Annotated in this window: 9 protein-coding genes and 1 pseudogene; 2 read left to right on the forward strand and 8 right to left on the reverse strand. The window is 62.5% G+C overall.

The genetic code is table 11. From position 1 onward, the window contains the following. Positions 1-59: 59 nt before the first annotated feature. From MRS60_RS32660 to MRS60_RS32690, 7 genes are all read right to left on the reverse strand, one after another. Entirely contained in the window at positions 60-584 is a 525-nt protein-coding gene (locus tag MRS60_RS32660) for a DUF2147 domain-containing protein (protein ID WP_096476069.1), read from the reverse strand. Between the two features lie 222 nt (positions 585-806). Beyond that, positions 807-1,535 carry an OmpW/AlkL family protein gene (locus MRS60_RS32665; protein WP_096476068.1) on the reverse strand — a complete coding sequence of 243 codons (729 nt, stop codon included), beginning with the start codon at positions 1,533-1,535 and terminating at the stop codon, positions 807-809. 246 nt (positions 1,536-1,781) lie between these two features. Continuing rightward, positions 1,782-3,446, reverse strand: a complete 1,665-nt coding sequence (locus MRS60_RS32670; protein ID WP_131947001.1) for a GMC oxidoreductase — start codon at positions 3,444-3,446, stop codon at positions 1,782-1,784. Between the two features lie 120 nt (positions 3,447-3,566). Continuing rightward, on the reverse strand, positions 3,567-4,433 hold the full coding sequence (locus tag MRS60_RS32675; RefSeq protein WP_243566885.1) for an SDR family oxidoreductase: 867 nt from the start codon (positions 4,431-4,433) through the stop codon (positions 3,567-3,569). Positions 4,434-4,584: 151 nt separating this feature from the next. Continuing rightward, entirely contained in the window at positions 4,585-6,048 is a 1,464-nt protein-coding gene (locus tag MRS60_RS32680) for a class I adenylate-forming enzyme family protein (RefSeq protein ID WP_243566886.1), read from the reverse strand. 38 nt (positions 6,049-6,086) lie between these two features. Continuing rightward, positions 6,087-7,019: an alpha/beta hydrolase gene (locus MRS60_RS32685; protein WP_131947002.1), complete on the reverse strand. Its 933-nt coding sequence runs from the start codon at positions 7,017-7,019 to the stop codon at positions 6,087-6,089. After that, on the reverse strand, positions 7,016-7,990 hold the full coding sequence (locus tag MRS60_RS32690) for an enoyl-CoA hydratase/isomerase family protein (RefSeq protein WP_096476065.1): 975 nt from the start codon (positions 7,988-7,990) through the stop codon (positions 7,016-7,018). The genes MRS60_RS32685 and MRS60_RS32690 overlap by 4 nt, the downstream gene beginning before the upstream one ends. Positions 7,991-8,358: 368 nt before the next feature. Between MRS60_RS32690 and MRS60_RS32695 the strand changes: the two genes are divergently transcribed. Further along, positions 8,359-9,078: a TetR/AcrR family transcriptional regulator gene (locus tag MRS60_RS32695; RefSeq protein WP_126365528.1), complete on the forward strand. Its 720-nt coding sequence runs from the start codon at positions 8,359-8,361 to the stop codon at positions 9,076-9,078. Between the two features lie 207 nt (positions 9,079-9,285). Next, a pseudogene (locus MRS60_RS32700) lies at positions 9,286-9,668 on the forward strand (TetR/AcrR family transcriptional regulator); the annotation flags it as partial. 172 nt (positions 9,669-9,840) lie between these two features. Here MRS60_RS32700 and MRS60_RS32705 read toward each other — a convergent pair. Then, a complete protein-coding gene (locus MRS60_RS32705) occupies positions 9,841-10,605 on the reverse strand; it encodes a TetR/AcrR family transcriptional regulator (RefSeq protein ID WP_414855855.1) in 765 nt (254 codons plus the stop codon). Positions 10,606-10,766: the final 161 nt, after the last annotated feature.

Consider the following 10,766-nt stretch of genomic DNA (forward strand, 5'->3'; position numbering starts at 1 on the left):
GGAGCGCGTGTGACCACATGCAGCTGACATGTGCAACACGCTGCTCGCTGTCCAGGAAATCAGTTCTGCGCGCCCGATTCGGCGACATCGCCATGACGGGTCCAGATCTGCGAGCGGCCCAGCAAGGACACGCCAATATAGCCGCGCACCACAAGCTTCTGCCCCCCGGCCTCGACGCGCATCTTGCAGCTGTACTCGTTGCCGTTCATCGGGTCGAGGATCCTGCCACCGTCCCATCCGTCGCCTTGTTGCCGCATACCCCGGACGACAGTCATGCCCTGGATCTTTTGGTCCTTGCGTTCATCCGTACACTGCGTGCAGCGGCGATCGGGCGAGTTGTTTGCATTCAGTCCCTTGATTATCTTGCCGCTGAGCGTACCGTCACCGTTCTGCGTAATCTGTACCAGTGCGGTGGGCTGGTGAGTGTGATCGTCGATCGTCTGCCATATGCCGACCGGCGTGCCGGAAACGTCGGCAAAAACCGGCATCGCACATGTCAGCAGTGCGCCTGCGATTGTCATGCTTGCCCAGCCGCGCTTGACTGCGCCGGCGGGCTTTGTGTCGACATGGTTCGAAGAATGCATAACGCGTCATCCTGTTGGGTTATTCGTCCGCCGCTTTGTTCGAGCGGCTGCATGAGTTGGCAAAATGTCGCGCGCCCCGCGAATTCGAAATGGAGACGCACGAACGAGGGTTTCATCGGCATGCCGCACCACGACCGGCACGAACCTGCCGCTCGCTTTCCGCGCTCGATTCATGCGATAGGGGACACGGTGTGTCCCCGCCTCGTACGACACGAGTGATCATCAAAACCGATACCCGACGGATACAAACGAAACGACAGGATTGAGCTTGAGCTTCGTACTGCTGGTCACGACGCCACGCGGCGACTGCGTCGTCAGCGTGGCCCGGGAAGAAAGCCACATATAGGAAAGCGATGCATCGACCGACCAGTGCTTGTTGATGTTGTAGCTGAGTCCCGCATTGATAACCGGCGCGAACGAACTGCTCAGCCTTGCGGTGGTCGGTCCTTCCAGCGCGTGACCGAACGTCGGCGAATACAGGAAAGCACCGCTGGCAGTCGCAGGTTCCAGTTTCACTCCGCTGAACCAGACGTACGACGCGCCCGCGCCAAGGTAAGGGCGAAATTTGCTCGTGGCATCGTTGAAGAAGTATTTCAGTAGCAGCGCCGGGCTCCACTCGTATGCAGAACCGATCCGGCCGAGCGCACTGAGGGATCCCGTGCCCGTCAGCCGGTACTTCGGTGGTATGCCGAGCGCGGCGCCTGCGGCAATGTGATCGGTGATGAAGTAGGTCGCGGTGAGCCCGAAGGTATCCGAATCGTCGACCGACGCGCCAGTGCCTGCAACGGTCGCGCTCGTGCCGAATGCGGAAACCGTGAGCGGTCGGCTGGAATCCTGCAGCGCGAAGTGAAACCAGCCGGCGTTCACGACCAGGTCTCCCGCACTCTGCGCGTGCGCAGTCGTGGTCGTCAGCAGCACGGCGGTAATTGCAAAAGCTCTATTCTTCAACATCCTGTCTCCTCCGGTTTTGGCATATGTGACTGATTGAGTGAAGCGGCACGGCGATTGCGAGGTTGGCCGGCCGGCGCTATCCAGCGCGCATCGACATGCGTCCGCAATTTTTTGCCGTGGTTTGCCATCGCACGACACTCGGTGAATGTGCCGATCAACTTTCGATGACAATCGGCGATCCGATTCGGTGAGTCACGTCACGCGAAGCCCACGCGTGACACGTCCGGCTTCATGCGGCGACTTCGTTCATCGCGCGGCCTCGCGCTCGGACGATCCATCGAGCCGCTCCGGGCTCGCTGCCGGTATCTGCGCCATCGCGTACTCGGCGAGTGCAGTTATCGTCAATGCCGGGTTGACTCCGGGATTGGCCGGCATTGCCGCACCGTCGCATACCAGCAAGTTCCGATATCCGAACACGCGCATGTGCCTATCGACCACGCCGCACGCGGAACTTGCGCCGATGACGGCGCCGCCCAGCACATGGGCAGTGGTCGGGATGTTGGCCAGCGCTTCCAGAACGTTGCTTTGAGCAACACCGCCGGTGCGGCTGGCCAGCCATTGGGCTGCCCGATTGCCGATTTCGATGTACGTCGGATTGGGGCGGTCGCGATTCTGTTCGGTTGAGAGGCGGTAACCCCGCCCTATCCACCGCTTCCTCGCGCGCAGCACGATCGCGTTGTCCAGCGCCTGCATCACCAGCAGCGTGACCATGTGGCGGCTCCATCCCGCCGGCCACAACGTCCTGAGCCACTGCCACGGATGTCGAGCGATGTTGGCGAGCCATTTCAACGGCCGGGTCAGGCGATTGCCCTTGCCGACCAGGACCGTGTACATCAGGCCCATGAGGTCGGCGTGGCGGCCATACGTGAGGAACTCGATCTGGGTGTCGTCGTCCAGGCGCACACTGCTGCTGGCCGTGACGTCGTTCCAGGTCTTCAGATCCTTGGGAAGACGGACATTCAGCACCGACTCGCTGTTGGTGCGCGCCAGCTCGCCGAGGCGGTTGCTGATCCGCGGCAGCGAACCGCTGAGCTTGCAGGTGGCAAGCAGCTCGTTGGTCCCCAGTGTCCCGCCCGCAAAGACCACGCCACGCGCGGTATGCACCTTGCGATCCCGGCGGACCAGTAAAGCGCCAGGGCGTTGCGTGACCACACGATACCCGTCGCTGCCGTCGGCGGCCCCCAGCGGACTCACGTCGACGACCTCGCGCTCGGCTGCGATCCGCACGCCGAGCCGCTCTGCGAACCACAGGTAGTTCTTCGTCAACGTATTCACGGCACCGACCCGACATCCCACCATGCAGGCGCCGCAGCGCGTGCAACCGGTGCGATCAGGGCCTTCGCCCCCGAAATAGGGATCCTTGACAGTCTTGTCCGGTTCTCCGAAATACACCCCGGTGGGAGAGAGAACGAAGCCGTCCTCTTTGCCGAAGTGCCGCGCCATTTCCCGTGCCAAACGCTGATTGGTCGAGTCGAACGGCACGGTCCTGGCGCCGAGCATGTGCTCGGCCACCGCGTAGTGCGGTTCGAGCAGTCGCTCCCAGTCACCGAGTTCTCGCCACTGCGAATCGTCGAAGAAGCGCCGACGGGCACGGTACAACACGCCACCGTAGACGGTGCTGCCGCCGCCGACCGCCGACTGGCTGGGAAAGAACACATGGCGAAACACGCGCATGCGCATGACGCCCTTCAGGCCAAGCATGGGTGCCCACAGGAACCTGCCGAGTTGCCACGCGGATTCGGGCAGGTCTTCGTCGCGAAAGCGCCGGCCGCGCTCGATTACGCCAACTCGATAGCCCTTCTCCGCCAGGCGCAGCGCCGAAACACTGCCGCCGAATCCTGAACCGATCACAATCCAGTCGTAATCGAATGTAGTGCTAATCAAATTAGATTCCCCTTCTCCATGTTTCATCGGGCGCTGCTTTCCCGGCGGGCAATCCGGGACATCCACGATCCGGCCTCGAACCTCAACGTGTTGTCGGCCGCGCGAATGCAATCGAATCGACGCGCGAGCACCGGATCGAGGTTCCGCTCACTGCGCAATGCGCCGGACGACCCACCGCGTGAGTGCGGACGGCGCGAGTCGCGTGGCGAGCGCCAGCATTCCCGCTTGCAAGCCGACGGTCCAGTGAGTTCGATGGAACAAGCTTCTGCTCGTCGCGCAGGCCCACACGGTTGCCGCGACGTCGGCCGGCACGAGCCGAATCCCGAGCGATTTCGCGCTATGGAGCTGGTTGAAGCCGTCAGCCATCGCGGTGTTGACGAAGCTCGGCCAGATATCGCTCACGCGGATGCCGAATTCGGCCCACTCGAGATCGAGCCCTTCGGTGAATCCACGCACGGCGAATTTGGTGCTCGAGTATGTCGCGAGCGCCGGTTGGCCATAGATCGCAGTCGCCGAAGCGATATTGACGACATGGGAACGGGGCGTTTCTCGCAGATACGGGAACGCACTATGGCAGCCAGTAACCATGCCCCGGACGTTGACGTTCAGCATCGCGTAGTGTCGGGTCAACGGCACGTCCTCGAATCGCCCGGACGTGAGTATTCCGGCGTTGTTGAGCAGCACGTCGAGCCGTCCACCACTGCTCGTCCAGAATGACGAAAGCGCTCGCTGCCATGCTTGCGGATCGCTCACGTCCAGTGCGCCAGAAACTGCATTTCGCTGGCCCAGGGTGGCAGCGACTGTGGCTGCGCCGTCCGCGTCGATGTCGTATACGCCTACAAACCATCCGCGCCGCGCAAACAGCTCGGCGCACGCGCGGCCGATCCCCGAAGCTGCGCCTGTCACGAAGATCGAGGGTCGGGCGTCCGGACTGCGGGCGTCAACTGGCGGCCGCGGCGCTCGACGGTCGTGCGCCACGGTGAAGTGCGTCTTCATGTCGATAGGCTCTTTCATCGGTCGGAGATCCAGAAACAGTGCGGCAAGGAGCGCGATAACACGTGTCGGACAGATTGCGGGCCGGCTTACCACGGTCGCGGTGATCGTAAACGCGCCTGTGGCGCGTTCCCTCTCGAGGCAAGCGCCGTTCCCGGCTTGCCAGCCAGGGTCATCTGCTGGCGGTCGACCACATGTCGCGCAGCTTCAGCTTGTCGATCTTCCCCACCGCGTTCTTGGGGAGGCTGTCGACGACGTTGATCGCCACGGGTCGCTTGTAGCGCGTCAAACGGACCGCGCAGTGTTCCTTCAGTTCGGCCTCCACGCACGTGAATCCCGGGCGGGATGCGATGTAGGCAATGACGATTTCGCCGAACGTCTCGTCGGCGGCGCCGATCACAGCCGCTTCGAGCACGCCCGGGAATTCGGACAACGCGTCTTCGATTTCCTTCGGATAGATGTTTTCGCCGCCGCGAATGATCATCTCTTTCAAGCGTCCGACGATGGAAAGGTAACCGTCCTCGTCAATACGCCCGATGTCACCCGTGTGCAGCCAGCCGTCGACAATGGTCTTCGCCGTTTCCTCGGGCCTGCCGAGATAGCCGCGCATGACGTTGGGGCCCTGGATCAGCACTTCGCCAGTCGAACCCTGCGGCAAGTGCGTTCCGTCAGGATCGGCGATCGCAATCCGTTGACCGGCGAATGGCAGGCCAACCGTACCGGCCTTGCGCACGCCGTCGAACGGGTTGATGGTCGAGCCACAGGTGCCTTCGGACAGTCCGTACCCTTCGATCAACGGAAACCCGTAGCGGATCTCGAAGCTTTTCAGTAGATCCGCAGGCGCGGGTGCCGCGCCGCAGATCCCGTACCGCAGGCTCGACGTGTCGGGTTTGACATGGTCTGGCAGCGCGTTGAGCAGCGCGTAGATCGTCGGTACGCCGGAAAAGAACGTCGGTCGACATCGCTCGACATCGTCGAAGAATGTGTCGATGTCGAACCGCTCGCGCAGCGTGACGCGGCCACCGGCGATAAGCGGCATGAGGGTACTGACCATGATGCCGTTGACATGGAACAGCGGCAAAACCAGCATGCTGTGGTCCGCCGACGTGACGTCGAGCGAGCGCAGTCCCATTTCCGACATGGCTTCGACGTTGGCATGATCCAGCATCACGCCCTTGGGTAGGCCGGTCGTGCCGCTCGTGTAGATCAGCAATGCCAGTGCCGCAGGATTGTCGAACGGCTCCCGGGTGTCGCGCGCTACCCTCCGCAGTGCTGCAACCGCCACGGAATTAATACCGGGAACGACCTCGTCACCGGCCACGTCGATGACGAGCTTCGCGCCGGAATCGACGATTTGATGGGTGGCCTCCTTGCTCGTCAGACTGGGCTTGACAGGCGTGACTGCAGCGCCCAGACGCCATGCGGCGAACATCGCCACGACGAACTCCACCCGGTTCGGCAGCATGACCGCGACGACGTCTCCCGCCCCTACGCCCAGATTCGCGAACACCTCTGCCGCCTCGACGACGCGGGCGTGAAACTCCCTGTTGGACAGTGCGGTAGAGGCATCCGCGATACATGGCGCGTCGGGCGCCGACGCCGCGCGCAGGTCGGGAAGTTTGGAAAAGCGCATCATTGCTCTCTCTAGGTAGTTTGGTACGTTCGGCGTCCGAATCAGCGCGCCGAGGATCCGAGCAGGTGTTCGGTCAAGAAGCGAACCTGATCAGACACCAGGCGTTCGAAGGGCTCGCCCAGATAGAAGTCGAAATGTCCGGCACCGTACAGCTTGATTTCGCCGCGCGGCGCGTGCTTGACCAGCGCGATGGTCCGATCCGCCGGAGTAACCGTATCCGTCGTGCTGACACAAAATAGGATGGGCGACCGGACCTTCGCAGCCGAGCGTCCGGGCCGGTAAGTCGCAATTTCAGGAATCACTCTCGCCGATACGTGATTGACGAACTTCAGCCCCTTGGGCACCAGCGCCAGATAACCCGACAGCGCATCGTGTGCGTTCATCAATGCCGGCTGGCCGGGCGTGGCGGCTATCGGCACCATCACGGGCGGACGGCCAAACAGCTTCGCCGCGAAATCACGCATGACGACAGGGGTCATGCGCATCGACGCCCGCACGCCCAACGCAAGCGCGGAGGCCAGACCGTCTGTAAACGGACACTGGCTAATCGCTGCCAGCAGTTCGGGATGACGGCTGGCCACGCGAATGGCGTGCCCCCCGCCGAAGGAACTCCCCCAGATCGCGACGCGGTTTCCGTCGACGTCGGCACACCCTTTGACGAAATTCAGTGCCGCGTCCCAGTCGGCAAGCTGACGTTTCACAGACATCAGTTGCCTGGGTGTGCCGCCGCTGTCGCCAAAATAACGATACGTGAACGCCAATGCGGCTATGCCTGCCGCTGCAAACCGTTCGGAATAGGCATCCAAACGCATTTCTCGAACCGCGCCGAGCCCGTGCCCGAGCACGACGACCGGCGGCCGCTTCACGCCGACCGGCAGGTAGAGCCACGCCGTGCAGTAAGTTTCGCCGGAGACGAACTGCACTTCCCGGCGCGTGAACCGGTGAGGCGTCTGTGGGATTGAAAGGGTGCTCATTTTTTTGAACCATTGCTGTGCAAAGGGAAACGGCCGCTCTCGAGCGCTTCCTTGTAGACGGCCGGGTCGTACAACGGCAGATCACCGTCGCGAGCGGTACGTTCGAGGTATTCGACCATCAAGGATTGCGCGGTCTCGGTCGGCGAGATAGAAATGAATTCCGTGCGCTCGACATGCAGGCCTTCTTCAAGCGACATGGAGCCGCCGAGGTACACCGCCCGTTTGATCGCTGCGATTGCGTCACGCGGACGGGAACTCATGTATCGCGCAAGTTCGACGGCCCGATCGAGCAGTTCGTCGGGCGATACCACTTCATCAACGAGGCCGATTTCGAGCGCCTTTCTCGGCTGCACCGGGCGCCCCTCGAGCATCATCATGAGGGCACGATGGGCGCCCACCAGTCGAGTCAGGCGTTGCGTGCCGCCGCCGCCGGGATTGATGCCGAGCAGTATTTCCGGCTGCCCAATGAAGAAATCACCATCCGCCATCAGGCGGACGTCGCACGCCTGTGCAAGCTCGCTGCCCAGGCCGAGCGCCGACCCATTGAGCGCGGCAACGAAGATGATCCCACACCGATTCATCCGCAGGAACGTGTCGTGCAATGCATCCAGTTGCATCCCGCCCTCCATCGGCGTGACGGAGGCGACGGCCGCCAGCGGAGGCACGCGTCGAACTGCGGCGGAGGCGCGCGCGATCGCGGAGGCAAGACCCAGCCCCACTTCCGGTATGCTCTTGCCACCCTCCTGCAGCCAACGAACGTCCGCGTGGCCGATGAATCGCCCCGGATGCGTTCCTGTCAGGACGACTGCTTTGACGGAATCGTCAGATTCCACTTTGTCCACCAGCGCGGCGAGCGCGTTGGCCATGTTCAGTCCCATCAGCCCCAGCGGACCGCCGTCCAGTCGTACGATCAATACGGTGCCTCGGGCTTCGATATCGAGGCGCCCGGGCATCGCAGGTGTCATTTTCATCTCCGAATCCTCTGAAACTTGAAGAGCCGATACGCTCTTCGTGGGTCTATCACGGCACGCGCCTCTCGAGGCGGCTTCGATTCGATGATCGAAATTCGCGCTGTTGCAGGCATTCGCCGCTGGTTCCACGTGGAAGACAATGACGGCCTTCAGCGTCGCATTGGCTGCGCGAAGGGAAAGCGCCGACACAGCGAATTCAAGCGCTCTTCCCTATCGTTTCGCATTACTTAATACCAAGCCAATGCTGCATGTCTGTCATCGAGGGCTGCGTGACGGGCATGACGTCCATTCAGCCTTTTGCCCGCTCGAGGTCACTATCCATAACTTCGTTATTTGGTAGAATAACTTCGTTATGAGGCCTCCGCAATATGTCCACTGATAGGTCAAACCCTGATGTCCGCACCCGTCTCATCGAAGCGACGATTCGTTTGCTTGCGACGAATGGGCCCTCCGAAGTCAAGGCGCGCTCGGTAGCGAACGAAGCAGGCCTGTCCACGATCGGCGTTTACAACTATTTCGGCGGTGTTCCGGAATTGCTTCGGGCCGTTGCCGACGAGGGGCTTCGAAGGCTGGTCGCCGCATTCGAACAGGTTCCAAAAACTGACGATCCGTTGGCCGATCTGTGCGCGATGGCGCTGGCGCATCGGGATGCTGCACGATGCAATGCGCATTTGTACGACTTGATGTTCGGCCTCTCAATCCACAGCAGATATGGTCCGGCTCGGGCTGGCGCGAATGCGGTCCCGAGCGTACATTCGTCAGCGTTCAAGGCGGCATTTGCCCTTCTGGTTGATACATGCGCTCGTCTGGTGGAAACCGGGTGCGTGCGGCAAACCGATCCCGTTCACATTGGCCTGCAACTTTGGGGCGCGGTGCATGGATTCGTCACGCTCGAGCTGGCGGGTCACTTTGCCGACGTGGCGGATCCGCCTTCGGAGATCCTGGTGCCGATGTGCAACAACCTGGTCGTCGGCCTCGGCGCGACGCGCGCGAGCGTCGAGGCCGCCACGAGCCGCGTCGTAGGCATGCGGGCGAGCACACAGGAAGTCGAATCGACCGCGCCGACACGTAAGCGAAGAGGGACCTGACACGACCAGGCATCCCGGGCCGAATTGCTCGTTCGGCCGCCCGGCATGGGGCCTCGCCGGCCCCGCCAGCGGGAGCGTCGGCAAGAGGCCCGAATAAACTATGAGACGGTAGCGCCTGCTGATCCGCGCCTAGACGCGGAACTGGTATTTGATACACATCATTTCAATGCGCAGCTGTTTCCACGAACCGCATCTCGACGCAAGGAACTGACCAACCAACGCATTGTCGGAGCGCGCCGCGCGCGCGATCCGGCGCAGCGGCTATGACGGCACCGGTGTCGCCGACATCATGAAGGAAGCCGACCTGACGCATGGCGGCTTTTACGCCCACTCCCCGTCACGCGACGCGATGCTGGCCGAGGCGGCGGACCGTGCAGGGGCCAAAACCGTCGCCGTGTCGGCCGGCATTGCGGCCAACGCACCGGCGGAAGAGGCATTGACGTCGCTCGTGCACGCGAATTTGTCGAAGGAGCACGTAGAAAACGCAGCGATGGGGTCCGGTGGCGGCCCTCGATTCAGAAATGCCCCGCCAGGCGTCCAAAGTGCGACGTTTATCCATGCGACACATCGAGGAGATGATCGATCTCCTTATTGCCCTCAGAACAGGGTAGTCAGCAACGCACTGATTCTTAAAGATTTCTATTTAGGGCTGCAAGGCAAGGCATTGCTGGGCCAAGCGACCTGTAACCGGAAAAATGCACGGAGATCGAAGGGACCCCTACCTAGTGGATCGGCCGGACCTGTGTCGGCGGCGACCGCCGGTCAACCGCTCTCCGCTGCGGCGAAGTCGCCGGGCGGCAACGGTCGGTTCGCCACGTCAAGTGCCTCGGCACACGTCAGGCCGAGCGTCTGCAATACCATCGCCGCAGCCCGCTCGGGGAGCCGGCCCTCGTCCCCCATCGGCTTTCGCGCCGCGCCCGCAGCCGCGTCGCCCGCGTAGGACTCCGCCGCGATTGCCGCCAAGATCGTCCCCGTCATCGCGAGCACGCTCATGAACGGATCGCCGACGACGAAGCGGCGTGCCGCGATTCCGCGCTCGCTGTCCCGCCGCAAACGCCGGCCCAGCCCGTGGCCGAGCGCGCGCGCGGAAAGTCCCTCCCGCATCAGGAACCGCGCCCAGAGCCGCTCGCGGCGCGCGCGCATCAACGTGTGACGCACGCAAACCGACACGACCTCGGCCGGATCCGACAAACCGCTCGCAAGACGCTCGAGTCCGTCCGCAAAATCGTCGAACACCCACTCCGTCAGCGCGGCGAAGATGCCGTCCTTCGATTCGAAGTGGTAGTAAAACGAGCCGAACCCCACATCCGCCGCCTCGGTGATCTCGCTGATCGCGACGTTGTCCCTGCCCTTTTCCGCCATCAGACCGAACGCCGCCCGCAGCAAGCGCATACGTGTCGCCTCCTTGCGCCGGGCACCGCGCGGTTGACGCTGTTCCGCTTCAGCCGCTGACGCGTTCGGGCGACGCGGCCGGACCGGTTTGTCGTCCACGAGCGCACCTTCCCTTTCCATAAGAATTTTCTGCATGACGCAATTCTAGATTATTCACTCATACTTGACAATATTATCAGTTATGAGTCTAATCTCGAAAATCGCAGAACCGGTTCCTGTCCAGACACTGTTTCGGACCCACGCCAGCGAGCGTCGGTGACGCGCAGGCGGCCCCGTCGGCACACTCGACGGCCATC

This window comes from Burkholderia pyrrocinia (assembly GCF_022809715.1).
Taxonomy (GTDB): domain Bacteria; phylum Pseudomonadota; class Gammaproteobacteria; order Burkholderiales; family Burkholderiaceae; genus Burkholderia; species Burkholderia pyrrocinia_C.

Bases quoted from the DNA above. Each gene is read 5' to 3' on its own strand.
- MRS60_RS32660 (WP_096476069.1), bottom strand. From the start codon at position 584: ATGCATTCTTCGAACCATGTCGACACAAAGCCCGCCGGCGCAGTCAAG.
- MRS60_RS32665 (WP_096476068.1), bottom strand. From the start codon at position 1,535: ATGTTGAAGAATAGAGCTTTTGCAATTACCGCCGTGCTGCTGACGACC.
- MRS60_RS32670 (WP_131947001.1), bottom strand. From the start codon at position 3,446: ATGAAACATGGAGAAGGGGAATCTAATTTGATTAGCACTACATTCGAT.
- MRS60_RS32675 (WP_243566885.1), bottom strand. From the start codon at position 4,433: ATGAAAGAGCCTATCGACATGAAGACGCACTTCACCGTGGCGCACGAC.
- MRS60_RS32680 (WP_243566886.1), bottom strand. From the start codon at position 6,048: ATGATGCGCTTTTCCAAACTTCCCGACCTGCGCGCGGCGTCGGCGCCC.
- MRS60_RS32685 (WP_131947002.1), bottom strand. From the start codon at position 7,019: ATGAGCACCCTTTCAATCCCACAGACGCCTCACCGGTTCACGCGCCGG.
- MRS60_RS32690 (WP_096476065.1), bottom strand. From the start codon at position 7,990: ATGAAAATGACACCTGCGATGCCCGGGCGCCTCGATATCGAAGCCCGA.
- MRS60_RS32695 (WP_126365528.1), top strand. From the start codon at position 8,359: ATGTCCACTGATAGGTCAAACCCTGATGTCCGCACCCGTCTCATCGAA.
- MRS60_RS32705 (WP_414855855.1), bottom strand. From the start codon at position 10,605: ATGCAGAAAATTCTTATGGAAAGGGAAGGTGCGCTCGTGGACGACAAA.